The 25,222-nt window shown below is 68.8% G+C and carries 24 protein-coding genes; 17 read left to right on the forward strand and 7 right to left on the reverse strand.

Annotation, left to right across the window (positions count from 1 at the left end; genetic code table 11):
* Positions 1 to 51 precede the first annotated feature (51 nt).
* The 11 genes from ACWESM_RS20665 to ACWESM_RS20715 all read left to right on the forward strand — a co-directional run bounded on the left by ACWESM_RS20665 (position 52) and on the right by ACWESM_RS20715 (position 11,292).
* On the forward strand, positions 52 to 873 hold the full coding sequence (locus ACWESM_RS20665) for a coniferyl-alcohol dehydrogenase (RefSeq protein ID WP_452493170.1): 822 nt from the start codon (positions 52 to 54) through the stop codon (positions 871 to 873).
* 40 nt (positions 874 to 913) lie between these two features.
* Positions 914 to 1,903 (forward strand): cyclase family protein, encoded by a 990-nt coding sequence (locus tag ACWESM_RS20670; RefSeq protein ID WP_452493172.1) that lies wholly within the window; start codon positions 914 to 916, stop codon positions 1,901 to 1,903.
* Between the two features lie 30 nt (positions 1,904 to 1,933).
* A complete protein-coding gene (locus ACWESM_RS20675; protein WP_452493173.1) occupies positions 1,934 to 2,548 on the forward strand; it encodes an NADPH-dependent FMN reductase in 615 nt (204 codons plus the stop codon).
* The gene (locus ACWESM_RS20680; RefSeq protein ID WP_452493175.1) at positions 2,545 to 3,732 is read left to right on the forward strand and encodes a 3,4-dihydroxy-2-butanone-4-phosphate synthase; all 1,188 of its coding nucleotides are present in this window, start codon (positions 2,545 to 2,547) and stop codon (positions 3,730 to 3,732) included. Before ACWESM_RS20675 ends, ACWESM_RS20680 begins: the two co-directional genes overlap by 4 nt.
* A complete protein-coding gene (locus ACWESM_RS20685) occupies positions 3,729 to 4,646 on the forward strand; it encodes an alpha/beta fold hydrolase (protein ID WP_452493177.1) in 918 nt (305 codons plus the stop codon). Before ACWESM_RS20680 ends, ACWESM_RS20685 begins: the two co-directional genes overlap by 4 nt.
* Positions 4,643 to 5,482 carry an SDR family NAD(P)-dependent oxidoreductase gene (locus ACWESM_RS20690; protein ID WP_452493179.1) on the forward strand — a complete coding sequence of 280 codons (840 nt, stop codon included), beginning with the start codon at positions 4,643 to 4,645 and terminating at the stop codon, positions 5,480 to 5,482. Before ACWESM_RS20685 ends, ACWESM_RS20690 begins: the two co-directional genes overlap by 4 nt.
* Positions 5,479 to 6,681, forward strand: coding sequence for an NAD(P)/FAD-dependent oxidoreductase (locus ACWESM_RS20695; protein ID WP_452493181.1), 1,203 nt, complete (start codon positions 5,479 to 5,481; stop codon positions 6,679 to 6,681). Before ACWESM_RS20690 ends, ACWESM_RS20695 begins: the two co-directional genes overlap by 4 nt.
* A 13-nt stretch (positions 6,682 to 6,694) precedes the next feature.
* On the forward strand, positions 6,695 to 6,889 hold the full coding sequence (locus ACWESM_RS20700) for a ferredoxin (RefSeq protein WP_043701659.1): 195 nt from the start codon (positions 6,695 to 6,697) through the stop codon (positions 6,887 to 6,889).
* A gap of 44 nt (positions 6,890 to 6,933) precedes the next feature.
* The gene (locus tag ACWESM_RS20705; protein ID WP_452493183.1) at positions 6,934 to 8,172 is read left to right on the forward strand and encodes a cytochrome P450; all 1,239 of its coding nucleotides are present in this window, start codon (positions 6,934 to 6,936) and stop codon (positions 8,170 to 8,172) included.
* A gap of 339 nt (positions 8,173 to 8,511) precedes the next feature.
* Positions 8,512 to 9,849, forward strand: a complete 1,338-nt coding sequence (locus ACWESM_RS20710; RefSeq protein ID WP_452493185.1) for a lipase family protein — start codon at positions 8,512 to 8,514, stop codon at positions 9,847 to 9,849.
* 240 nt (positions 9,850 to 10,089) lie between these two features.
* Positions 10,090 to 11,292, forward strand: coding sequence for a cytochrome P450 (locus ACWESM_RS20715; RefSeq protein ID WP_452493187.1), 1,203 nt, complete (start codon positions 10,090 to 10,092; stop codon positions 11,290 to 11,292).
* Positions 11,293 to 11,382: 90 nt separating this feature from the next.
* On the opposite strand, the gene ACWESM_RS20720 is transcribed toward ACWESM_RS20715, so the two are convergent.
* Positions 11,383 to 12,345 carry a DMT family transporter gene (locus ACWESM_RS20720; RefSeq protein WP_452493189.1) on the reverse strand — a complete coding sequence of 321 codons (963 nt, stop codon included), beginning with the start codon at positions 12,343 to 12,345 and terminating at the stop codon, positions 11,383 to 11,385.
* A gap of 279 nt (positions 12,346 to 12,624) precedes the next feature.
* Here ACWESM_RS20720 and ACWESM_RS20725 point away from each other — a divergent pair, with 279 nt between their 5' ends.
* Both ACWESM_RS20725 and ACWESM_RS20730 read left to right on the forward strand, forming a co-directional pair.
* The gene (locus ACWESM_RS20725) at positions 12,625 to 13,188 is read left to right on the forward strand and encodes an RNA polymerase sigma factor (protein ID WP_452493190.1); all 564 of its coding nucleotides are present in this window, start codon (positions 12,625 to 12,627) and stop codon (positions 13,186 to 13,188) included.
* Positions 13,185 to 13,556, forward strand: a complete 372-nt coding sequence (locus tag ACWESM_RS20730) for a hypothetical protein (RefSeq protein WP_452493192.1) — start codon at positions 13,185 to 13,187, stop codon at positions 13,554 to 13,556. Before ACWESM_RS20725 ends, ACWESM_RS20730 begins: the two co-directional genes overlap by 4 nt.
* 313 nt (positions 13,557 to 13,869) lie before the next feature.
* Here ACWESM_RS20730 and ACWESM_RS20735 read toward each other — a convergent pair whose 3' ends face one another.
* From ACWESM_RS20735 to ACWESM_RS20755, 5 genes are all read right to left on the reverse strand, one after another.
* Complete coding sequence (locus ACWESM_RS20735; protein WP_452493194.1) at positions 13,870 to 16,341, reverse strand: CoA transferase; 2,472 nt, start codon at positions 16,339 to 16,341, stop codon at positions 13,870 to 13,872.
* Between the two features lie 60 nt (positions 16,342 to 16,401).
* Positions 16,402 to 17,361 (reverse strand): enoyl-CoA hydratase/isomerase family protein, encoded by a 960-nt coding sequence (locus tag ACWESM_RS20740; protein WP_452493196.1) that lies wholly within the window; start codon positions 17,359 to 17,361, stop codon positions 16,402 to 16,404.
* 93 nt (positions 17,362 to 17,454) lie between these two features.
* A complete protein-coding gene (locus ACWESM_RS20745) occupies positions 17,455 to 18,579 on the reverse strand; it encodes a M24 family metallopeptidase (protein WP_452493197.1) in 1,125 nt (374 codons plus the stop codon).
* On the reverse strand, positions 18,569 to 19,804 hold the full coding sequence (locus tag ACWESM_RS20750; protein ID WP_452493199.1) for a M24 family metallopeptidase: 1,236 nt from the start codon (positions 19,802 to 19,804) through the stop codon (positions 18,569 to 18,571). Before ACWESM_RS20750 ends, ACWESM_RS20745 begins: the two co-directional genes overlap by 11 nt.
* Entirely contained in the window at positions 19,801 to 20,973 is a 1,173-nt protein-coding gene (locus ACWESM_RS20755) for an amidohydrolase family protein (RefSeq protein WP_452493201.1), read from the reverse strand. The genes ACWESM_RS20750 and ACWESM_RS20755 overlap by 4 nt, the downstream gene beginning before the upstream one ends.
* 465 nt (positions 20,974 to 21,438) lie before the next feature.
* Between ACWESM_RS20755 and ACWESM_RS20760 the strand changes: the two genes are divergently transcribed.
* Together ACWESM_RS20760 and ACWESM_RS20765 are read left to right on the forward strand one after the other, a co-directional pair.
* The gene (locus tag ACWESM_RS20760) at positions 21,439 to 22,086 is read left to right on the forward strand and encodes a TetR/AcrR family transcriptional regulator (RefSeq protein WP_452493203.1); all 648 of its coding nucleotides are present in this window, start codon (positions 21,439 to 21,441) and stop codon (positions 22,084 to 22,086) included.
* Entirely contained in the window at positions 22,074 to 22,547 is a 474-nt protein-coding gene (locus ACWESM_RS20765; protein ID WP_452493393.1) for a hypothetical protein, read from the forward strand. The genes ACWESM_RS20760 and ACWESM_RS20765 overlap by 13 nt, the downstream gene beginning before the upstream one ends.
* Positions 22,548 to 22,595: 48 nt before the next feature.
* Here ACWESM_RS20765 and ACWESM_RS20770 read toward each other — a convergent pair whose 3' ends face one another.
* Positions 22,596 to 23,492 carry a LysR family transcriptional regulator gene (locus ACWESM_RS20770; protein ID WP_452493205.1) on the reverse strand — a complete coding sequence of 299 codons (897 nt, stop codon included), beginning with the start codon at positions 23,490 to 23,492 and terminating at the stop codon, positions 22,596 to 22,598.
* A 200-nt stretch (positions 23,493 to 23,692) separates the two neighbouring features.
* On the opposite strand from ACWESM_RS20770, the gene ACWESM_RS20775 reads away from it, so the two are divergent.
* Together ACWESM_RS20775 and ACWESM_RS20780 are read left to right on the forward strand one after the other, a co-directional pair.
* A complete protein-coding gene (locus tag ACWESM_RS20775) occupies positions 23,693 to 24,274 on the forward strand; it encodes a hypothetical protein (protein WP_452493206.1) in 582 nt (193 codons plus the stop codon).
* Positions 24,275 to 24,469: 195 nt separating this feature from the next.
* Positions 24,470 to 25,210 (forward strand): MlaE family ABC transporter permease, encoded by a 741-nt coding sequence (locus ACWESM_RS20780; RefSeq protein WP_452493395.1) that lies wholly within the window; start codon positions 24,470 to 24,472, stop codon positions 25,208 to 25,210.
* The last annotated feature ends 12 nt before the right edge of the window (positions 25,211 to 25,222 follow it).

Below are 25,222 nucleotides of genomic sequence, written 5' to 3' on the forward strand. Positions count from 1 at the left end.
CCCGCGCCGCGACCGCACGGGCGGAGCCGGACGAGATGGGAGACAGACGAGATGCCCGAGGCCGAACGAGCCGATGAGCTGTGGCGTTACGACGGCAAGCGGGTCGTGGTGACCGGTTGCTCCTCCGGAATCGGCGCCTGCGTAAGCCGCCAGGTCACCGAACTCGGCGGGTACGTGACGGGTCTGGATCTGGTGGAGCCGACTGCTGATGTCGAGGAGTTCCACCAGGTGGACATGGCCGACGCCGCGTCGATCGACCGGGCCGTCGCCGCCGTCGGCGGACCCGTCGACGCGCTGTTCAACGTCGCGGGCGTCTCCTCGGGCATCGGTGACCCGATCCGCGTGGTCACGATCAACTTCCTCGGCCTGCGGCAGTTCACCGGAGCGCTCGCGCGGACGATGCGGCGGGGCGCCACGATCGCCAGCGTCTCCTCGCTCGCGGCGGCCGGGTATCTGGAGCATCGCGAACAGGTCGTCGGCCTGCTGGACACCACGGACATGGACGCCGGAATCGCCTGGTGCAAGAGGCATCCGGACGCCGTGGCCGACGGCGGGTACCGGCTGTCCAAGGAAGCGATCATCTACTACACGATGCGGAACGCCGTCGCGCTCGGTGCGCGCGGCATCCGGATCAATTGCACCGGGCCGGGAGTGACGCGGACACCCATCCTGGAGCAGCTGCGTTCGGCGTACGGCCCGGAATATCTCGACACCATCCCCAAGCCGCTGGGCCGGGTCTCCGAACCGGACGAACAGGCGGCCGCCTTGTTGTTCCTCAACAGCCGGGCGGCGAGTTATGTGACCGGCCAGGTGCTCTGGGTCGACGGCGGGAACGTGGGCGCCCGGATCGCCGGTGTGGAGGCCGGCTCATGACCGCCGGAAGGCCGGCGATCAGCGTGAAAGGAAAAGCATCGTGGCCGATCTGACGGAATTCCGGCGCGTCGCCGACGGGGTACGGAACTGGGGTCGCTGGGGCGCCGCCGACGAACTCGGCACGCTCAACTTCATCACCCCGGACAAGGTCGCCCAGGCGGCGGGCCTGGTGCGGCACGGGCGGGTATTCCCGCTCGGCGTCGACTTCGGCTCGTCCGGACCGCAGGGCGCGTTCAAGTTCCGGCACAACCCGGTCCACGTGATGACCGTGGACGGCGGCGACGCGCGCACCCTGACCGAATACGGCCCGAAGTGGTTGCGCAACAGCGTCGGACGCGAACTCAGCGGCTTCTTCGAGGACAACCCGTTCCGCTTCAACGACGACCTGATCATCATGCCGTTGCAGGCGGCGACCCAATGGGACGCGCTGTCCCACGTCTACTACGACGACCAGCTGTACAACGGTTTCCCGGCGAGCTCGGTCACCAGCCTCGGCGCGTACCACTGCGGGATCGACAAGGTCGACGGAAAAGGCATCACCACCCGGGGCGTGCTGCTGGATCTGGTGCGCCATCGAGGCGCGGACACCTTCCTCGTGGCGGGTGACCCGATCACCCCCGACGAGCTGGACGAGGTCGCCGCCGCCCAAGGGGTCGACATCGGCCGTGGCGACATCCTGTTGATCCGCACCGGGTGGTGGGCCCGTTTTCTCGAGGCGGGCGACGGCGCGGAGCCGTACTCGGGCTTGGACTGGCGGTGCGCCGCCTGGCTGCACGAACGTGAGGTCGCCGCCGTGGCGGCGGACAACCTCATGGTCGAGGATCCGGTGTCCGGGGTGGACGGCACCTTCCTGCCGCTGCACATGCTGTGCCTGCGGGACATGGGCCTGATGCTCGGCGAGTACTGGGACCTCACCGCGCTCGCCGCCGACTGCGCCGCGGACGGGGTCTACGAATTCCAGCTGATCGCACCGCCTTTGCGCGTCGTCGGCGCCGTCGGATCCCCCATCAATCCGATCGCCATCAAGTAGGGACACAGAGGAAAGCACGAGGTTACGGTCATGACCGCAGGCACGAGAAGTGCGACCGCCACCGAGGTGGCGAGTGACGGGCGGCCGTTCGTCGTCGGCATCGGCGGCACGTTGCGGGCGGGCTCGTCGACGGAGCAAGCGCTGCGGCACTGCATGGCGGCGGTGGAACGCCACGGCGGGCGCACCGCGCTGTTCTGCGGCGAGGAGATCAACCTGCCGATGTACAACCCGCACGATCCGGCCCGCACCGAGAAGGCGATCGCGCTGGTGGCGGCACTGCGCCGCGCGGACGCGGTGATCATCGGTTCACCCGGCTACCACGGCGGTGTCTCCGGCCTGGTGAAGAACGCCCTCGACTACATCGAGGACCTGCGCGGCGACGCGACGGTATACCTGGACAACAAACCATGGGGCTGCATCACCTGTGCCTTCGGCTGGCAGGCCGCCGTGGGAACGCTCGGCCAGTTGCGGGTGATCGGTCACGCGTTGCGCGCGTGGCCGACCCCGCTGGGCGTCGCGATCAATTCCGCGGAGCCGATCTGGGATGCCGAGGGCAGGCTGACCGACGAGGCAGTCAGCGCCCAGCTCGAGTTGCTCGCCACGCAGGTGCTCACCTTCGCTCCGGCCGGCGGGGCGCGAGCATGACGACCGCGCCCCGGCCGGCCGGATGGACCAGAGTGGCCGAGGCGACGGCCGCCCTGCGGTCCGGGCGGATGATCCTCGTTCTCGGCGAGGCGGGCGACGTGTGCCGGGGGGATCTGGTGATGGCCGCGGAGCGCATGACGGCCGAAGCGGTCAATGCCATGACGACGATCGGATGCGGGCTCGTCCACGTCGCGATGCGCTCGGCGGCCTTGGACGCCCTGGAGATTCCCCCGGCCGACCCGTCCGCCACCGGGCCGGGCCGCGATCTGTTCCGCGTATCGGTGCGACTGGCCGGGGCCGCGGCGGACGGTGTCCGGGCTTCTTTCCGCGCGCGGACGATTCGCGCGCTCGCCGACTCGGCCAGCACACCGAGCACGTTCACCCGGCCCGGATACGTCTTTCCGCTCGGCTGCGCCGCCGGTGGCGTGCTGTCGGTGCCCGCCTGCCCGGAGGCCGCGGTCGACCTGGTCGAGCTGGCCGGAATGGCGCCCGTCGCAGCGCTGTGCGAGGTCTGCGGGGCCGACGGCGAACAGGCAGGGCGGGGCGAACTGTTCGAACTCGGCCGCGCACACGGGTTGCCGGTGGTGTCCATCGATGACCTGATCGCCTACCGCAGGCGGGAGCTGTGCCGGGTGCGGCGTCGGGGCGTCGCGCGAATTCCGCTGCCGATGGGGGAGTTCCGTGCGATCGGCTTCACCGACGGGCTGGACCGCGAGCACGTCGCGTTCGTGCACGGTGACCCGGCCACGGACGTCGCGCCGCTGGTGCGCCTGCATTTCGAATGCCTGGCCGGTGACGTCTTCGGTTCCCGGCGCTGTGGGTGCCGGGACAAGCTGGAGCGCGCGCTGGACCGGATCGCGCGTGCGGGCAGTGGCGTGCTCGTCTACATCCGCGCGCACAGCACCGCCGTGTGCGATACATTGCGCGCTTGCCGCATCGACGGCGAAAGCGGTTGTAGCGATACGCATCCGGTCGATGACGGTGACGTGCAGTCGGCCTTCGACATCCTCGACGAACTGGCCGTGCGCGAGATCCGGTTGCTGAGCGACGCGGGCGAGGCCGCTGTCGAACCGGAACAGGTGCGCGTCGTCGAACGAGTTGTTTTGTCGGACAGCATCTCGCGCTCCAGCGTGAAAGGGCTCGCGGCGCCGCGCGCCGATGATCGGATAGGGAGCCTCTCGTGATCGCGCAGCGCAGAACCGTCGTGGTGGACGGCTCCCTCACCGCGTTCCTGGAAGCGGGAGCGGGCGAACCGGTCGTGCTGCTGCACGGCGGCGAATTCGGCGCTTGCGCGGAACTGGGCTGGGAGCACACCATCGACGTGCTGGCCCGCCACTATCGGGTGCTGGCACCGGACATGCTCGGTTTCGGCGGGTCCGCGAAAGTGATCGACTTCAACGACGGCCGCGGCCTGCGGATCCGGCACATCACGCGCTTCCTCGCGACGCTCGGCATCGAGTCGGCGCACTTCGTCGGCAATTCCATGGGCGCGATCAACCTGCTCGCCGACGCGACTTCGACCGCGCCGAAGCTCCCGATGCGCAGCCTGGTCGCGATCTGCGGTGGTGGTGAGATCCAGCGCAACGAGCATATGCGAGCGCTCTACGACTACGACGCCACGTTCTCCGGAATGCGCGCCATCGTCCGGGCACTGTTCCACGCGGAGTCCTTCCCGGCCGACGAGGGCTACGTGCGGCGGCGATACGAATCGAGCATCGCCCCCGGGGCGTGGGAGGCATTGGCGGCGGCGCGTTTTCGACGCCCGGGTGCCGACGCGCCGCCCACCCCGTCGAGTGAGCGGGCTTACGAGCGCATCGGCGTGCCCGCCCTCGTCGTCGAAGGCGCCCGCGACAAGTTGCTGCCTGCCGGTTGGTCAGCGGAAATCGCGGCCCGCATCCCGGGTGGACGATCCGCCGTGGTGCCGAACGCGGGGCACTGCCCGCAGATCGAGCAACCGGGCGTCGTCAACGACTTGCTGCTGGCGTTCCTCGGCCAGCGGACGGGCCCGGCCGGCGAGTCCGATGGCGCGCGGGTCCGGCCGGACCCGGCCGCGGGTACGGCTCCGGCCGGACCGGTACGAAAGGAAATGAAGGCATGACGGATGAATTGGCGGGCAAGGTCGCCATCGTCACCGGCGGTGCGTCCGGAATCGGCAGCGCGACGGTGGCACGGTTCGTCGCCGAAGGCGCCCGCGTGGTGGTCGCCGACGTCGATCGCGAGCGCGGTGCGGAGTCGGTGGCCCGCTACGGCGCGGCGGCGGTGTTCGAGCAGACCGATGTCGCCGACCCGGAGCAGGTCGAGCGGCTGGTGGACCGGGCGGTGCGCACCTTCGGCGGGCTGGATGTGATGTGCAACAACGCAGGCATCTCCGGCACCATGCACAAGAGCCTGCTGCACGACGATCTCGCGGACTTCCACCGGGTGCTCGGCGTGAACCTGCTGGGGGTCATGGCGGGCACCCGCTTCGCGGCCAGGTACATGGCCGACAACGGCGGCGGATCGATCGTCAACGTGTCCTCGGTCGGCGGTATCCAGGCGGGCGGGGGCGTGCAGAGCTATCGGGCGTCCAAGGCGGCGGTCGTGCACTTCACCAAATCGGCGGCGATCGAGTTGGCGCAGTTCGGCATCCGGGTCAACTGCATCGCGCCCGGCAACATACCGACGCCGTTGCTCGCCTCGTCGGCGACGAAGATGTCCGCCGAGCTCAGCGAGCGGTTCACCAAGGCGGTGCGCGAGTCGATGGAAGCCGATCGTCCGTTGCCGCTGGACGGCACACCCGAGGACGTGGCGGAGGTCGCGCTGTACTTCGCCGGCGACCGGGCCCGGTATGTCACCGGGACCGTCTTGCCCGTGGACGGCGGCACGGTAGCGGGAAAACCGCTGAAATCGCGCAAGAAGCCGTCCGAGCGGTCCGTCGCGGCGGGCCCGCGATGACCCGCCGTACCGGAGTGCTCGTCGTCGGAGCCTCGGCCGCGGGTCTGGCCACGGTGGACGCGCTGCGCCGGGGCGGGTATCGCGACCGCATCACACTGCTCGGCGCCGAACCGCACCTGCCCTACGATCGCCCGCCGCTGTCCAAGCAGATCCTCTCGGGCGCTTGGCGTCCTGAGCGCACCCTGCTGCGCGCGCCGCGCCTGCTGGCCGAACTGGATGCCGACATCGTCTTGGGCTCCCGCGCCGTAGCACTCGACGTCGCCGACCGTACCGTGCACACCGCGACCGGTTCCGTGGCGGCCGAGCACATCGTGATCGCCACCGGGGCCGTACCGCGAACGCTGCCCGCATCGCCCGGATTGCGCGGAGTCCATGTGCTGCGCACGCTCGACGACGCACTCGCGCTGCGCGACGGCCTCGGTACCCGGTCGCGGGTCGTCGTGGTGGGCGAGGGGGTGCTCGGTGCGGAGATCGCCGCTACCGCTGCGCAATGCGGCCACCATGTCACGATGACGGGGCCGCAACGCGCCCCCATGGCGGCGCAACTGGGCGAACTCGCCGCGGGCCTGCTGGCCGACCTGCACACCGGCAACGGAGTGCGCCTGCGCCTCGGCGTCGGCGTCTCCGGCCTCACCGACCGCGACGGCGAGGTCACCGGCGTCGTCTTGGAGACCTCCGAGACACTGCCCGCGGATCTGGTGGTGGTCGCGATCGGCGCGATACCCGTCACCGATTGGCTTGTCGGGAGCGGGCTTTCGCTCGCCGACGGCGTCGTCTGCGATGCGCGCTGCCGGGCCGCTGACGGCGTCTACGCGGTCGGCGACGTGGCCCGGTGGGATCACCCGCTGCTGCGGACGACGCTGCGCCTGGAGAACCGCACGAACGCGACCGAGCAAGCGGGGGTGGTGGCGGCCAACATCCTCGGCGCGGAGCGGGCGTATCAGCCGATCCCGTACTTCTGGACCGATCAATTCACCACCAAGATCCAGGTGTACGGCACCATCACGGCGGGCGCGCAGCCCACGATCGTCGACGGCGACCCGGACGACGGACGGTTCGTGGCGCGCTTCGAGCGAGGCGGGGATGTCACCGCGGTGCTGGGCTGGAACATGCCCAAGCAGGCCAGGATCCAGCGGCAGGAATTGGCGCGAGCGCACGCGCTGCTCGCGTCGCCTCCCACCCCAGCGCACTCCCCGTAGGAAAGAGGTCCCGATGAAAGTGACTGTCGACCAAGTCAAATGCGTCGCGGCCGGGCATTGCGTCATGCACGCGGCCGACGTGTTCGACCAGCGCGACGAGGACGGCATCGTCGTCCTGCTCGACGAGAACCCGCCGGACGAACTCGCCGAGGACGTGCGCCAGGCCGCGGCGGTCTGCCCGGCCATGGCCATCCACATCGAGGAATGAACCGGCGTTCGGTTCTTCCGTCCCGATCACCCCAGGAGTGAACAGTGTCCGAAGCATTGACCGATACGACCGCCTCCGCCACGGAGGTTCCCGACTATCCCATGTCCAGGTCGACCGGATGCCCGTTCGCGCCGCCGCCCGAGGCGTTGCGGCTCGGGCGCGCCAAGCCGCTCAACCGCGTCCGGATCTGGGACGGCAGCACACCCTGGCTGGTCACCGGCTACGCCGAGTTCAAGACCCTGATGTCCGATCCGAGGGTCAGCGTGGACGACCATCGTCCCGGCTTCCCGCACTGGAACGAAGGCATGGCCGCGATCGTGGAGAGCAGGCCGAAGTCCCTGTTCACCACCGACGGTGAGGAGCACAGCCGGTACCGGCGGATGCTGACCAAGCCGTTCACCTTCAAGCGGGTGGAAGCGCTGCGGCCGGTCATCCAGCAGATCACCGACGAGCACATCGACCGGATGCTGGCCGGACCGCAGCCCGCCGACCTGGTCGAGGCGCTGGCGCTGCCGGTGCCGACGCTGATGATCAGCGAGATGCTGGGCGTGCCGTACGAGGACCACGAGTTCTTCCAGAAGCACGCCACGGTCAACGTCGACCGGTACGCGACCAAGGAGCAGGCCGCCGAGGGCAGGGCCGGGCTGGCGCGGTATCTGGTCGACCTGGTGAAGAAGAAGCTGGACAGCCCCGCCGAAGACGTGGTGTCCGACATCGCCGAGCGGGTCCGCGCCGGTGAGATCGATATGAAGGAGGCCGCCCAGCTGGGCACCGGCCTGCTGATCGCGGGGCACGAGACGAGCGCCAACATGATCTCGCTCGGAGCGCTGGCCCTGATGCGGGATCCCGATCAGTTCGCGCTGCTGCGCGATACCGACGATCCGAAGATCGTCGTCAACGCGGTCGAGGAGTTGCTGCGCTATCTCAGCATCATTCAGAACGGCCAGCGCCGCGTCGCGATCGAGGACATCGAGATCGCGGGGGAGACCGTCCGGGCCGGGGACGGCCTGATCTTCGACCTAGCGCCGGCCAATTGGGACGAGAAGGTCTGGGAGCAGCCGGGCCGGCTTGATCTGCGCAGGCCCGCCGCTCAGCATCTCGGGTTCGGCTTCGGCCCGCACCAGTGCGTGGGACAGCAGCTGGCCAGGGCCGAACTGCAGATCGTCTTCCGCACGCTGGTGCGGCGAATCCCTACGCTGCGCTTGGCGATTCCGTTCGAGGACGTCCAGTTCAAGCACGACCGGCTCGCATACGGACTGTACGAGCTGCCGGTGAGCTGGTAGCGCCTCGCGTCGAAAGGCATTCTCCCGAAGGACTTTCGGCTGCCCCGGGCGCATGCACCGGGTAGCGGCGACCATCGGGCAGCCGCTGGATGACCGACGGCTGCCCGGCGGTGGTGTTTCCCAGTCGGGTCGATGGGCGCGGTTACTCGACACACGGCGGTCGGACGGCGGATGTGGCTCCGCTCGAGCGGGCAGATCTGGTACCAAGCGGATTCATATCTCGGTAATCGTGTTACCCTACGGTAGGTCCGCAGGCTGTGACGTGTCTCATGTCGAAAGGCTATTGCGGCCTAGGACACTTCGGCGACGGCGCCGAGTGGAGTTCATGGAGAGTTATCGATGCAACGACAGCAGGGGCAGTCTCGGTCCAGGTCGCGGCGGTGGGCCGCTCCGGTGGCGGCGGCGCTGGCCATGGCTTGTGTCACCGCGGTGGCCGTGGTGGGGGTGGACACGCGGGAGGCGGCGGCCTCCCCGGTCAGTGACTTCTACCTCCCGCCCGCGCAGATTCCGGCGGAGCGGGGCGCGATCGTCAAGACCAAGCCGATGGCCTTGTTCGCGACCCTGCCCACGGATCAGGGATGGCCGGGCAAGGCGCAGCACGTGATGTACACCTCGCGGTTGCAGGACGGGTCGCCCGTCGCGGTGACCGGAACGTTCATCGATGCCACCGGTCCGTGGCAGGGGCCGGGTCCGCGCCCGACCGTCGTCATCGGTCCCGGGACTTCCGGGCAGGGTGACCGCTGTGCGATGTCGGTGGCATTCTCGACCGGATTGGCGTTGTTCAGCGACCCGTCGCCGGGTCTGTCGGCGAATCAGGAACTTCCCGCCTCGGTGCTGTGGAGCGGGCTGGGCGCCCGAGTGCTGGTGACCGACTACATCGGACTGGGCACGCCGGGTATCCACACCTACGCCAACCGGATCGAACAAGCCCATGCCGTGCTCGACGGTGTGCGCGCGGCCCACAATCTGGCGGGCGTCGGGCCCGAGACCCCGGTGGTGTTGTGGGGCTATTCGCAAGGTGGCGGCGCGACCGCGGCCGCGGCGGAGATGCAGCCGGACTACGCGCCGGAACTGAATCTCAAAGGCACCTGGGCGGGTGGGCCGGTCGCGGATCTGGCCGCGATCCTGGAACGCATCGACGGCGCCCTCATCGGCGGCGCCATCGGGTTCGCCATCAACGGCCTGCTCGCGCGCTATCCCGAACTGAACAAGGCCGTCGACCGGGTGACCAGTCCGGCCGGGCGCGCCATGCTGGAAACGCTCAGCGATGAATGCATCGGCGACATCATCACGCGTCATCCCTTCCTGAAGACCAGTTCGCTGACCCTCGACGGCCGCTCGCTCAGCGAGCATCTGGCGGGCATCCCGGAAGCGGCTCCCGCCTTGGCCGAACTGCGCGTCGGCAATCTCACCCCGGCGACGCCGGTGCTGATCACCAGCGGCTTGAACGACGACACCGTTCCCTACGGCCAGGCCCGCCAACTCGCCGAAGACTGGTGTGCGAAAGGCGCCACGGTCACCTTCCGCACCAACGGCCTGCCGCCGATCCTGCCCGGCGCGACCATCCCGAACCATTTCGGACCCGAGATGATCGACGGATTCGGCCCCGACAACGCGGTCACCTATCTGCTCGATCGCCTTGCCGGCAAACCTATCTCGGGCTGCACCGTCGACTGATTCGACCCCTAGCGAGAGCCCGGCGGGCCTCGCATCCGACAGCCATCGGATGCGGGGCCCGTTTTCGTGAGCTCCATTGCCGCCCGCGGGCTGCGAGAATGACGATCTCATATAAAGAGAGGATCAGTTGCGTCACAGTATTGGCAGATTTACACTGGCAGGACTCCCACAACTCGGTCTTCGGCTGAATCTCGTACGCAGCACCGAGGACGATGAAGTTCCCGCGAGAGGCGAAACCCTGTGACGACCAGCGCGGCCAGCGACGTCTATTACGACCCGTACGACGTCGAACTCAACGCCGATCCGTATCCGATGTTCAAGCGGCTCCGTGAGGAGATGCCGCTGTACTACAACGAGAAGCACGACTTCTACGCGATCAGCCGCCACGCGGATGTCAACGCTGCGTTGCTGGACACGGGGACCTACAGTTCGGCGCGCGGCGCGATCATCGAATTGATCAAGGCGGGCATCGAGATTCCCTCGGGCGTACTCATCTTCGAGGACCCGCCGATCCACGACATCCATCGCGGACTGCTGTCGCGCATGTTCACCCCGCGCAAGATCCGCGCGCTCGAGGACAAGATCCGCGAATTCTGCGCGCGCAGCCTCGATCCGCATGTCGGCACCGGGCGGCTGGACTTCATCGCCGACATCGGCGCGCAGATGCCGATGCGCACCATCGGCATGCTGCTGGGCATCCCGGAGCAGGACCAGGAGGCCATCCGCGACTTCGCGAACGCGCAGATGCGGACCGAGGAGGGCAAGCCGATGAAGGCCGCCTCCGAGGGCATGGTCAGCGGCGACATCTTCGCCGCCTACATCGACTGGCGGGCCGAGCATCCCTCCGACGACATCATGACCGAGCTGCTCAACGTCGAATTCGAGGACGAGACCGGCACCGTGCGCCGACTGCGCCGCGAGGAATTGCTGACCTACGTGAACGTCGTGTCCGGCGCGGGCAACGAGACCACCACCCGCCTGATCGGCTGGGCGGGCAAGGTTCTCGCGGAGCATCCGGACCAGCGCCGCGAACTGGTGGACAACCCGCGGTTGATTCCGAACGCGGTCGAGGAGCTGCTGCGATTCGAACCGCCAGCCCCGCATGTGGCGCGGTACGTGACCCGCGACATCGAACTGCACGGCCGGACCGTGCCGGAGGGCAGCGCGATGATGATGCTCGTCGGCGCGGCCAATCGGGACCACCGGCAGTTCCCGCCGGACGGCGACGTCTTCGACATCCACCGCGACACCCGCCAGCACCTCTCGTTCAGCGTGGGCACGCACTACTGCCTCGGATCGGCGCTGGCTCGCCTGGAGGGCCGGATCGCGCTGGAGGAGATCCTCGCGCGGTTCCCCGAGTGGGACATGAACCTGGCCGATGCGAAGCTCTCGCCCACCTCCACCGTGCGGGGCTGGGAAACGATGCCCGCGTTCACCTCCTGAATCGGATTCGTCGCCGCTCGGTCGCCGCCGAGGCCGGGAACCTGGAAACCATCGGTGGCGCCTCTTCACGAGCCATACCGGCGACGGATTTCAGGCGGTGTTTCGTGAGTCGCGTAGCCGTTCCCGGACGGTGGCGGTGATCCGGCGTCGTCCGGAGTCGGGCGTGGATGCCGCATAGGCACTGGCGAGTATCAGCGCGCAGCCGAACGTTCGAAGGATTGTCGGCTGCTCGCCGAGCACGACCGCGGCCAGTGCGAGAGCGCCGACCGGGGTGAGCATGAGCATGGCCGCGCTCACCATGCTGCTCAGGTGGGCGGTTGCGAGGGCGATCAGCAGCCAGCCGCCGATCTGGCCGCATACCGCCGTCAGGGTCAGCCAGCCCAGCGCAGGCCAGCCGGGTGTGAAGGTGACGCCTGGCCACAGCGCCGCGACGGCGGCCGCTGACAGGAGCACCACCCGGTAGGACTGGACCACCTGTCCGCTGTGCCCGCTGCGCCGTAAGAGGAAAAGGAACGCCGAGTAACACAGCGCGGCGAGGATGGCGTGGACGGTTCCCCGTACCGGGTCGCTGCCGGAGGCTCCGGTCTCGAAGACGCCGCCGGTGAGCAGGATGCCCGCCACCAGGAACGGCGAGACGACGAGGAACGCGCGTCGGATCGGCTCGCGGTCGATGAGCAGCGCCAGCAGCGGAACGATGACGACCTGCGCGTTCACCAGCACCGCGGTCAATCCGGCGCCGACCTCGTAGATCGCTTGCGTCCACAACAGGGCGTCCGCGGCGAACAGCACACCGGCCGTCACGGCGACCGCGGCCTGCCGCCGGGACAGCGCACCGTCCCGGCCACGTTCACCACCGGCCAGCGGAAACAGCAACGGCAACGCGAGGGCACAACGGAAGAATGTGGCGGTGGCCGGTGCGGCGCCGGAAAGATCGATGAAGACCCCCGAGGTCGCGACGCCGAGCGCGCCCACGGCCATCGCCGACCGGGGCCGTGCTCGAGCTCCGCGCGACACCGCTCCCAGACATCGCTGCCGCTGCGAACCATTGAGCATCGGCCGACGCTACAACCGGAGGAGCGGGGGAAGCATCCGAATATCGGCACCGCGGCGGTGCGGGCCGACGACCAGGTCCGATCAGCACATCGAACCCGGCGGCGTCGTGCTGAGATGCGGTGTGAATCCTTATCCGATGTCCGGTCCTCTCATAATCGTGCCGGCAATCGGGTCGGCACGGTAACGAGGAGGTCGTTGTGATCATTGCCGCCATTGCCGTCAGCGCCGTACTGATCGGCTGGTGCAGCGTGACCGTGCTTCGCCGCCGGAGCCGCTCTCGTGACTGACCTGACCTGGCCCGACGAGCAATTGGTCCGCGCGGCGCGCGAAGGCGACGCCGCGGCGATCACCACGCTCGTATCGGGCTCCTATCCGCACGTTCGCCGGTTCGCCCACACACTGTGCGCCTCCGCCGAAGACGCGGAGGACGCCGCACAGGAGGCGCTGATCATCCTCTACCGCAAGATCGGGACCTTGCGGGCCTCCGGCGCGTTGGCGTCGTGGATGTTCCGCATCGTCCGCAACGAGTGCCTGCGGCAGTGGCGAACGAAGATCAGGCAGCCCGAGCCGATTCCGGACGCCGCCGTGGCGTCGGCCGAGGAGGAGGCGGTGCGGCGGCTCGAAGCGGGCCGGGTGGCGGCCGTGATCGCGGCGCTGCCCGCCGACCAGCGGCGGGTACTGATCATGCGTGATGTGCAGGGATACAGCGGCCGGACGGTCGCGGGCATGCTCGGGCTCAGCGTCGCGGCGATGAAGTCACGGCTGCATCGCGCCCGCGCGACGGTCCAACAGGAGCTGCGGAACACACCGTGGCCGGACTCCGGAGAGGAGCGAACGAAATGACCGACGAGCGAAGCTTCGCCAGCGCCTCGGTGCCCCGGCACCTGGCCCGCGGTGTCGCGGGCTTCGGCGCGCTGATCGGCGCGATCGCATTGCTGCCGGTATCCGGGGCGTTCAGTTTGCTGCTCGCGCCGGTGGGTCTGCTCGCACTGCGCGGGTGCCCGACCTGCTGGGCGATCGGATTGGTGCAGACGATCTCCCGGGGCCGGTTGCGGCGTTCGTGCGTCGACGGTCAGTGTCGATTGACCGCTGCGGGGCACGGTCGGACAGAGCACACGACAATCGAGCGAGTGCCCGACTCGGCGGTATCGCTCTTCGCCGATCACGGTGTCGTGGTTCGGTCACCGCGGGACTCCTCACGCCGGGACTGACGATGCTGTCGTGCACCGAGCCCGAGCCCGAGCCCGAGCCCGAGCCCGAGCCCGAGCCCGAGCCCGAGCGCGAGCCCGTGATCGCGGGGTGCGCTCGGCTCGGTGCGGGACTGGCGAGGCCGTCGTGCACCGAGCCCGAGCGCGTGATCGCGGGGTGTCCGGGCTCGGTGCGGGCCGGATCGCCGTGCGCCGCCGAGCTGCCGGATTATTTCCGCGACAGGTCGAATGCGGGATGGTCTTCGCGATGGACGGCGCTATCGCGGCGCCGATGCGGGTTGTGCGCTCCGGCGACTCGAGTTCGAGTCCGCGACGATCAGTCGGACTTCACCGGAGGCCGCACGACCTCGGGAAGTCCCCCGATGACACCGTCGGCTTCCAAAGCGTGAATCTCCTTCTCGCTCAACCCGAGTGCGGTGAGCAGCTCCGTGTTGTGCTGGCCGAGCAGGGGAGCGGGCTGCCGGTGATAGCGGCGCGGGCCACCCGAGAACCGGACCGGCACGGTGCTGTGCCTGGCCGTCTCGGCGACGGGATGGGCGACCGGCTCGAAGAATTCCCGGAACCGCAGCTGCGGCAGTTCGCACTGCCGATGCGGTTGCATGACCTTCGCGACCGGCACACCTGCATCCCAGAGGATGCGGACGATCTCGTCGCTGCCGTGCCGCGCACACCATTCGGCGAGCCGTTCGTCGATCAGGTCGTGTCTGCGGCGGCGCCCCGGCTCGGAGGAGAGTTCCGGATCCAACGCCCAGAACGGTGTCCCGAGCGCTTCGCGCAGCCGCCGCCACTGCGCGTCGGTGGCGACCGCGATCGCCACCCAGCAGTCCTCCCTGCCGAATTCGTCCACGCCCGAGGCGCGATAGAGGTTCTGCGGCGCCGCGCAGGGACCACGGTTGCCGTCGCGTTCGAGCAGGACACCGTAGGCCGAGTACTCGATCACCTGCTCGGCGGCCACATTGAGCGCGGCCTCGACCATCGCGGCCTCCACGAGCACCCCCTGTCCGGTGCGCCGTCGGTGTTCCAACGCCAGTAACAGGGCGTTGAGCGCGTGGATGCCCGCGTTGGGGTCACCGATCGAGTAGGGCTCTATGGGATTGCGATCCGGATGACCGGTCAGCCAGGTCAGCCCCGAAGTGTCCTCGATGACGTAGGCGAAGGCGGGATTGTCGCGCCAGGGACCGTCGAGGCCGAAGCCGGGCATCCGGACCATGATCGCGTCGGGACGCAGTTCCCGCACGGACGAGTAGTCCAGGCCGACCTGCTCCAGGACGCGCGGCGTGTAGTTCTCGACGATCACATCACAGGTGGCGGCCAGCCGCCGCAACAGCTCCCGCCCGCGGTCGGAGCGAAGGTCCAGCGTGAGGCTCTTCTTGTTGGTGTTGAGCCCGGAGAAGATCGGGGACTTCTCCCACCAGTGCTGTTCGCTCGGCGGCACGCCCGCGATCAGGCGGGTGCCGTCGGGGCGTCCGGCCGATTCCACGTGGATGACTTCGGCGCCGAGCATGCCGAGGAAGTGGGTGCACGACGGTCCCGCCCAGAACGTCGTGAGATCGAGGACGCGAAGGTTACGGAACGGCAGGGGATCCCGCGCGGTGCCACCGGCTGCGCGCGGGCGGCGCTCGCCGCGGCGGGCGCGATATTCCTCGGTGTGCTCGCCGAGCCGGGGAGCAGGTCGCGGATCGCGCAGCAGCGCGGGTTTCGTGCGGTATGGATGGCTCGGCTGGACGAAGCCGTCACGGGGGTTGACCGTGAAGAACTTCCGCGCCACATGGTGATCCATGGTCGTGGCGTTGGCTCCGTTGACCACCGGCCCGTTGGGGATGCGGAAGGCGGTCGCCAGATCGCGGATCACCTCGGCGGGCTGCTCGGCCATCCAGGCGAAGATCTCCGGCGCCTTCTCGTTGGCCCGCCGGGTGATCGCCGGGGTGGGGTCCTCCTCGATCCACTCCGGATGCCCCACCATCGCGCACAGGTCGAACCACTGCTGCGCGGTGCCGCAGCCTACCGCCACCAAGCCGTCGGCGGCGGTGGCGACCCCGGGCACGCTGAGCCGTCGCTCCGTGCGGAACGGCCGGCCGAGTGCGTCGAAGAACGAGACCGGGAAATAGGTGAGCCCGAGGATCTGGGTCTCCAGCACGGACAGATCGACCAGCTCGCCCGCGCCGGACCCGAGCGTGCGTAGCCGCGAGGTCATGGTGGCCGCGCTCGCGTAGGCGCCGGCGAACCATTCACCGATCCGGCCGCCCACGTGCACCGGCGCGCGGTCCGGCGCGCCCCGGCCCAGTCCGACGATGCCGCCCGACCACGCCTGCAGGGTGAACTCGGTGGCCGGGCGGTCGTGCCACGGCCCGTCGAGGCCGAACGGAGTGATCGCGGTGACCACCAGATGCCGGTGCGCGCGACGCAACGCGGCGGGCGCGAACCGGGGATGCTCGGCGAGCCGCGATCCCGGCGACCACACCACCACGTCGGCCGCCGCCAACAGGTCGTCGACGAGTTCCAGGTCGGCAGCCACCCCGGGCGCGGCGACGACACTCTTCTTCGAACCGGCCAGGAAGGCGAACAACGCACCGTCGGAGCCCGCGTCGATCCGCGTCCGCGACGCCGACCAGCGGCGCAGCGAATCCCCCTCCGGCGTTTCTACTTTGATCACCTCCGCGCCGCCGTCGGCCAGCAGTTTGGTGCAATAGGCGCCGGCGATCTCGGAGGAGAGGTCGACCACGACGCAACCGCGCAACGGCGGCTCGACGGGGCGCTCTGCGCCGCTCGCGGATTCTTTCGATGCCATGACCCTCACCGTTCCGATCCACCGGGATCGCCGACCACCGCCGCGCTGGTGGGCGGCGGACTAGTCCCTCTTCTCGCGACCGGACTTGCTCAGCCGGAATTCCGGCGGGAACTGCGCGTCGTTGTCCTTGACCGAGTTGTTCAGCCCGCCTTCGAAAGCGTTGTCCAGCATGAGTTCGTCGTCGTCGGCGTGGATGTGGCCGCCCATCGACTCGAAGAACCCGCTCAGCAGGCTGCCCATGTACTCGCCCTGGTGCTGCTTCATCACCTCGAAGAAGACCTTCTGCATGAACACGGTGTCGGTGGGCCGATTGCGGGCACAGGCCTGCGCGTACTTGTCGGTCTCGGCCTCGAGCTCCGCTCGCGGGACGACTTTGTTCAGGAAGTTGCACTCGTACATCTCCCGCGCGGTGAACGCCCGGCCGGTGAAGACCATCTCCTGGAATCGGCGCAGCCCCATGGTCTGGGCCCACGTCCACATGCGCGGCCCCCAGCCGTAGTACCGGAAGGACGGATGGCCGAAAAGAGCGTCGTCGGAGGAGATCACCAGATCCGCGTCGGCGGCCTGATAGAAATGCCAGCCGTAGCAGTAACCCTTCACCTCCAGGATGCTGATCTTCTTGAACTCCTGGAGGCTGCGGCAACCGGCTTGGGCGTTGGCGTACCACTGGCTGATCGTGGCGCCGTGCCGGAAGGACTCCTTGGGCGGATACCGCACCTCGTCCTCGCCGATCTTGTACTCGCTCAACCGCGGCCCTTGGGTGGGCGCGCTCTGCACCGCCATGAACTCGGGGAGGTCGGCTCCGGTGCCGAGGTCGTCGCCCGCGCCGCGGACGACGAGCACCTTCACCTCGTCGTCGACGTTCGCGCGGTGCAGCAGGTCGGCGTAGCGCAACCGCGCCGCGATGGTGGGCGCGTTGAGATGATCGGGCCGGTCGAACGTGATGGTCGCGATCCGGGTCTCGGGGTCCTTCGCGTAGCGGATGATCTCCTCCGCCGACGGCTGCTCGGGACCGGACATGGGCGGGCTCCTTTGCCGAAGATGAATTGTGTCCGGAACGTGCTGCCGGACAGGTGAATCGGTGCTGCGGCGAAGTCCGCCGAGCACCGGTCGCTAGTGCTCCCAGTGCGGGGCGGCGGTGAGCACCTCGGCGCCGTCCTCGGTGATCAGAACCGCGTCGCGTCCGAACACCGCCCCGACCCCCGATTCCCACACGTAGGCGGTGACGGCCAGGACCATGCCCGGCTCCAGGCGCTCCGCTTCGGCGCTCGCCCGCAGGTGGGAGGTCACCACCGGCGGATCGAACCCCATGCCGAGTCCCCGCGCGACGGGCATCGGCGGAAGTGGTTCGCCCGCGATCTCGTAGGCGGCGAGCAGGTCCGTGCCCGCCGCTCCGGGACGGCATGCCTCGATCAGCCGGGCCCACAGACCATCCCACCGCCGGTAGAGCTTCCGGACACCGTCGTCGCCTTCGCCGTCGACCGGCCAAGTACGACCCACCTCGCCGATGTACCCCTCGCCCAGGACACCGGAGGAGAAGGCCATCAGGTCACCCGGTCGCGCGCGCCGGTCCGCGCCCGCTCGTCGCCACGGGTGTTCCCGGGAGGTCACCCACGCCGAATCCTGCGACGCGGGCGTGCTGACGCCGCCGGCTGCCATCGCCTCCAGCAGAACGCCGATCAACGCCTGCTCGGTGACGCCCGGCGCCAGTCGCCGCACGGCCGCGGACAAACCTTCCTCCGCGATGGCCAGCGTCGCGCGCAACACTTCCACTTCCTCGGCGGTCTTGATCCGGCGTGCCGCGCGCATCGCGAGTTCGCCGTCGACCAGCTCGGCCTCGGGGAAGGCGATCGGCAGCAATTTCGCGAAAGTGGGCGACAGCGCGTCGGTGCCGACCCGCCGCGCGGTGGCCGCTCCTTCGATATCTCGCAACACGGCGATGGTGTTCATCGGATTCCACGCGATGCCGTACAGGTGCTCGTGCGGGATGTCCTCGGGCACACCTTCGTCCCAGGTGCTCAGCAGATGCACCGCGCGCGTCCGCCGCACCACCGTCGCCACCGGCCCGAACGGGCGGGTGCCCGCGACCCACAGTTGCGGTGTGCCCGAGACGTAGCGGGCGTTGGCCTGGCGTCCGAGTACCAGGACGTCCAGATCATGGGCTTCCATCTGTGCCAGAGCACGTTCGCGCCGCCCATGTCGCAGGGCGCGAGCGTCCGGCAGTACCTCAGTCGCCATACGGGGCATAGGGGTAGTCGGTGAGGGCGGTCCAGCCCTCCTCGGTGATCACGATGATTTCCTCGCTTCGATAGCCGCCGGTGCCGTCCTCCCAGACCACCGGCTCCAGAACCAGCACCATGTTGGGTTCGAACACGAAGTTCTCGTCGAACTCGGCGCCGAGATCGGTGCCGATCATCGGCATCTCGGCGGCGCTGACGCCGATTCCGTGCCCCAGGTAGAAATGCGGCAGCCAGGGCTTGGCGCCGCCCGCGGCGGCGATCGCCGCCCGGGCGAGATCGGCCGCGGTGGCCCCTGCGCGGGTCACGTCCAGCACCGCGGTGAGGATCTCCCGCCAGCGTTCGAACTGCCGCCGCTGGCGTGCGTCGGGCTCGACGCCCACCGTCCAGGTGCGGCCGAAGTCCGAGCAGTAGCCGCCGTAGGTGATGCTGACGTCGGTCCAGAGCACGTCACCGGTGCGCAGTTCCCGCTCGGTGGTCAGCAGGGGGAGAGCCAGATCGCCGTGTGTGGTCCAGACGCCGTCGGCCTTGGTCTCCGGCATCACCTGCCAGATGGCGTCGAGCATGTTGGCGGTGGCGCCCAGTTCGAAGGCTCGGCGCACGAAGCTCGCCGACAGATCGATCTGCCTGCGCCCCGGCGCGAGCGCCGCCTGCACGTCGACCATCGCCTGCTCGGTGATCCGGCACGCGGTGCGGATGCAGGCGATCTCGTCGGGTGTCTTGACCAGTTTCGCGGCGCCGATCACGGTGGCGGCGTCCGTCGGAGCGCCGCCGGGGAACAGCGCGGACCGTGCCCGGAGCATGGCGCCGGTGCACTCGTCCACCGCGATGGTCGACCCGGCCGGGACGAGGTCGGCGATCAGGCGTGCGAAAGATGCGACGCCCTCGTCGAATTCGAGGTAGACCGGACCGTGCAGGTGATCGGCCGGGAGATCCGATTCCGCCGAGGTTCCTTCCCGGAAGGGCAGGAACAGGTGTGGCCACGGATCGCCAGCAACGACCACCGCGACCGGCCGTTCGACGTGGGCGAGTCCCGCGTCGCCGAGCGGCCAGTTCGCCCCGGTCGAATACACGACGTTGCTGTTGTTCAGCAGGATCAGCGCGTCGACGCCCTGCCCGGCCATGGCGGATCGCAGCCGCGCTGCGGTGTCGCGCCGCATGCGCGCGCGATCCGGCACCTCGGGAATCTCGATGGACGAGGTGGCCGCGACGGGGAACGACGTCATGACAGGCCCAGGAATTCCGTCACGTTGCCGCTGACGATCCGGGCAGCGTCCTCCGGACCGACGGCCTGCACCACCGCTTCCAGGGACTTCTCCGAGTAACCGAACGTGCTCTCGTTGTGCGGGTAATCCGACGACCACATGACGCGGTCGCGGCCGATGTGGTCGATGAGCGACAGGCCGAGCGGGTCCACCATGAACGACGCGCGCATGTGGTTGTCCCAGTAGTAGCGCACGTCGTGTTCTACCGGTCGATCGAGCATGTGCTGGAAGGAAGCCAGCATGTGCTCGGCGTCCTGGATGGCGGAGGGCACCCAGTTCACCCCGCCCTCGAACCAGCCGATGCTGAGGCCGGGATGCCGGTCGATGATGCCGCTGAAGATGTACTTGGAGAACAGTTCCCGGAACGGGGCGACGTTGTGCATCATGCCGACGGCGACGCTGTTGATCTCACAGGGGCTCGACAGCGGCGACTCACCGATGTGGTGGGAAACCGGTACGCCGGACTCCTCGATCGCGTCCCACACCGGGATCATCGCGGTGCTCGCGTAGTCGATGACGTTTCCTTCGTCGTCCTTGCCCGCCGACAGTGGCAGCAGGAACGTCCTGAGCCCCAGCGTTTTCAGTTCCGCGAGGGTGCGGCGCGCGCCGTCGGCGTCCCACCAATTGATCAGCCCGACGCCGTAGAAGCTGCCGCCGGACCGCTCTTGCAGCTCCGCGATGTAGGCGTTGTACACCCGGAAGCAGAGTTCGCGAATCTCCTTGTCGGGGTAGAACAGCAACGCCAGCAGCGCGTTCGGGAACGCGAGTTCCTTGGCGATGCCGTCGGCGCGCAGATCCGCGATGCGCGCGTCCAGATTGCCGCTGCCCGAACCGTCCAGCGGGTCGTACTGCATCAGCACGTGGCTGAAGTCGCCGGGCAGGAACGACCTGCCCTTCCGGCCCAGCTGGTAGGCGCCGTCCTCGTACCACACCCGCGGGGCCCGGTCCTTGAGCGATTCCGGGAACCGCTCGTAGAAGATGTCGTGCGCCAGCGAGATGTGGTTGTCCGCCGAGAACACCTCGGTGCCCGGCGGCAGGCCCAGCGAGCCCTCGGCGTGGCCGCGGCGGTCCTTGGGCGGACCGAAGCCGCCGGGCGGGTACAACGAGGCACTGCTGGTCGGAACCGACATCTTGACCCTCCCATGGATCTGTTCGCGTCACGGAACCGCTGTCGCGTCGGCGGGGTCGGCGAATGCGGACTCCGGCGGCGGCGTGAGCCGCGACCACGGATCCATCGGCTCGGGGCCGGGCTCGCGACGACCCGCGCGGCGGCGAACCTGTTCGGCTCGCCGCGGTTTCCGTCGTGGGAATGACGTTATCACACTATGAGAGTGAGACTCACGCAAGTAGCTCGAAAATATCTGAACAACTGGCGTTCAGCTGCGAGAATGGCATTATCATCAGAAATCGGTGAGACGGCCGCGCCGCCGTGACGCCGCACCTGAGCGGCGTTCGCGCCCGCGGTCCGGTGGTCCGGAGCGCCGCACCGAATCGACGTTCTCCGAAGGGGTCGCAACGGCCGCCATGAGACCCTTGTCACATCGCCAAAACCAACCTACTGTGTGTTCACTAGGTTTGATCGAACAGGGATTCTCGTGACCGCTCCTCGTCCTTACGCCTCCCTGCTGGCCAAAGGGGAAGACCGCCGACAGCGCATCCTGGCCGTGGCTCAGCGGCTGCTCACCCGAAACGGTTGGCGCAGTACGACATTGGCTCAGATCGCGCGCGAAGCCGGCGTGAGCCCGGCCGGGCTGCTGCACCATTTCCAGTCCAAGGAGCAACTCCTGCACGCCGTGCTCGACGCCCGCGACGTGGACGACGCGCGGGAAGCCGACGTGACGGGAGACCTCTTCGGGGAGATCCGCAAGGTCGCCGATCGGATCCAGCGTTCACCGGAACTGGTGGGCACCTTCGTAGTTCTGCTGGTGGAGAACCTGCTGCCCGAGGCTCCACTGCACGAGCGCCTGCTCGACCGTTGGAAGGTGGCCGTCGGCATCGTCGCCGACGTCATCCGTCGCAACCAGGAGATCGGACGGTACCGGCCCGATTTCGACCCTGACATCCGGGCTGTGGAAATCGTCGCTTTCATCAATGGAATGGAGATCTCATGGATGCTCGACCACTCGATCCCGCTGACCGAGGTGTTCCACGAGTACACCCGGTCACTGGCGCGCGACTTCGCGCCGGATGGGGAACGAAGCGATACCGCCTCGACGTCGTCGCGACCAGCATCGTCGACGTAGTCCAGCACGCGGGCGGATGGTTGTTCGACCGCTCGGTCGCCGGGTGGGACGTCACGGTGCTGGTGACCGACCCGTCGGACACGCGGCCGCTGCGCATCCTCGGCGCGGAGGTGCTCGACCTCGAGCAAGTGCTCGCCTCGCGCGGGCAGGGGCGTCAGCCGCACGCGCTCGCGGTGGCCGCCGACGTCTGCGAATGCGATCGCCGGGCGCGCCGGGGTCTGCTGAAGGCGTTGGACGACGGCGGCGTGCAAGTGGTGGTCTGGGGTGAGGGCTGGCCGTCGCCGCCGGAGCATCGGGTCGATCCGGTGCTGCACCGCCTCAGCGTCGCCGCGCAAGCCTTCAAGGCCCAGGCGCTGACCGCCGCGGCGGTTCCGGCCACTCCGGTCGGGACGACCGAGGTCTTCCGCATCGGGCTGTCGTCCTTCCCCCCGATCGGCGCGGACCTGAGCCCCGTCGCCTGACTCCCCACAGTCTCGAACGGCCTCGTGCGCGGCCCCATTCCGCCCGCGTCACATCCCGTTGTCCGCGTCCGCCGTGGCGTCGCCGAACGCCGCGACCGCGGAGGCGACGGTGCAGGAGGCGTGGTCCGAGAGCTGCTCGAGGGTGATCACGCTGCCGGTGATCGCTATCGGTGGGGTGACCGGCAGTACGCGGACTCGGAGGGAATCGGTTTCGGCGATCTGGTCCGCCGGAAGCAAGGCCCAGCTGTGTGGGTCGGAACCTATCTCGACTACAGCGTCCTGGGTGGTTCCGATAGGCCGGCCGAACTTCGGACGCACTCCGGCTTCTCGGAACGCGGCGTCGATCGCGTCGTGCAGCGGCGGATCGGACTGCCGGGACGGGACGCGCAGGGCGTCCCCGGCCAGGTCGGTGATGGCGGCTACGCCGCGCGCCGCGGCGGGATGATCTCTGGACACCACCGCGCGCAGCGGTTCCGACCAGGTCGGTGAGACGGTGAGCCCTGGCGCGGAGACCACACCGCGGGCCAGCGCCAGGTCGAGTTCGCCGCGCCGCAGCGCGTTCAGCCGCTCGACGACCGGCAGATCGACGAGGACGACTTCGAACGCCGGGGTGTGTTCGCGCAGCGCATCGATGCCGCGCTCGAGGCGGGCGGTCAGTCCTGATGTGGTGCCGATGCGTACTGTCGCGGCGGGCCGACCGGCGACAGCGCGAACTCGGTCGGCGGCGGCGAGCGCGTCCCGCGCCGCGGCGAGCACGCGACGCCCCGCCTCGGTGAGCTGGACGCGGCGTGGCGATCTGTCGAACAGCCGGACCCCCAGTTCGCGTTCCAGTCGTGCGATCTGCTGGCTGACCGCCGGTTGCACGATGCGCAGCCGCTCGGCGGCCCGGCCGAAATGGAGCTCCTCGGCGACGGCGACGAAGTATCGCAGAGCACGTAATTCCACTGCGCCTCCCGTCGGTACCTGCGGCGATCACATCATGTTATTGCTGCGCAGCGTAATCGGGTCTGGCTGCCTCCAACCGTCCCGTGCTGGAGTCGAAGTCATGAGCATCGAACTGGGTACGCTCGGAGCCCACCTGCGCCACAGCGAGGTGACCCTGCGGCAAGCGGCCGAAATCGAGAGATCCCGAACACCCCGATCGTTTGCTCCTCGGGATCGGCGCCGGACACCGCGAAACGGATCCGGAGTACGCGTCGCCCTACGACGCGATGGTGGCTTACCTCGCCGAGCTGGCCGACGCCGGTGTGCCCTCGGACCGGGTGGCGCTGGCGGCATTGGGGCCGAGGATGCTGCGCCTGGTGCGCGACCGCGCCGCCGGGACGATCCCGGTTCTGGTGACGCCCGAATACATTCGGCGAGCGCGGGAGATCCTCGGCGCTCGCCCGCTGGTGTTGCCCGGCCAAATGGTGGTGCTGGACAGCGATGTCGAACGAGGCCGCACGACCGGCCGAGCCCACGCCGCGGCCCCTGGCTTGCACGTCGCCAACTACACCGCCAATCTGCGCCGCATCGGCTTCACCGACGCCGACCTCACCGAGCCGGGCAGCGATCGCCTGATCGACGCTCTCGTGCTGCACGGCGACCCGGCCACCGTGGCCGCGGGCATCCGGGTCTCCCTCGAAGCGGGCGCGAACCACATCGGCCTCACCGCTCTCGGCGACGACCCGATCGGCACGCTCCGTACGATCGCCGACGCGGTATTCAGCGCCGTGCCACGGAACTGACACCGGCCACCCGTTCGTTTCGAACCACCCGGCTTCATTGAATTCTCATTACGAGCGTGTAATGCTGTTCATATATGAGAATGGCATTTTCCACCACCGAGAGGGTGATTAATGCAATCCAAGGTCGAGGCGCAGGGGCGTGACCGCCCGCCACAGCGACTGCTCGACACGATCGGGCGCGCGGCGGCGGGCCCGATGCAGGCCGTCGGAGGGTTGTTCGCCATGTCGGCGGACGCGGTGCGGTTCTTGTTCCGGAGACCGTTCCAGACCAGGGAGTTCCTCGAGCAGTCCTGGTTCATCGTGCGGGTATCGCTGGTGCCGACGCTGCTGGTGGCGATCCCGTTCACGGTGCTGGTGAGCTTCACGCTCAACATCCTGTTGCGCGAGCTGGGCGCGGCGGATCTCAGTGGCGCGGGCGCCGCGTTCGGCGCGGTGACCCAGGTGGGTCCGATGGTCACCGTGCTGATCGTCGCCGGTTCCGGTGCGACGGCGATGTGCGCGGATCTCGGCTCGCGCACCATCCGCGAGGAGATCGCGGCGATGCGGGTCCTGGGCATCGACCCGGTGCAACGACTGGTGACGCCCAGGATGCTCGCCTCCGGCCTGGTGGCGTTCCTGCTGAACAACCTGGTGTGCATCATCGGCGTGATCGGCGGCTACGTGTTCTCCGTCTACGTCCAAGACGTGAATCCGGGCGCCTTCGCCGCCGGAATCACCCTGCTGACCGGGATCGATGAAGTGATCATCTCCTCGGTCAAAGCCCTGCTGTTCGGGGTCGTGGCCGGGCTCGTCGCCTGCTACCGGGGATTGATCGTGACCGGCGGCGCCAAGGCTGTCGGCAACGCGGTCAACGAGACCGTGGTCTACGCCTTCATGTCCCTGTTCGTCATCAATGTGGTCGTCACGGCGATCGGCATCCAGATGAGCGTGCGGTGAAGGAGCGGCGCC

Source organism: Nocardia sp. NPDC003999 (assembly GCF_053604885.1).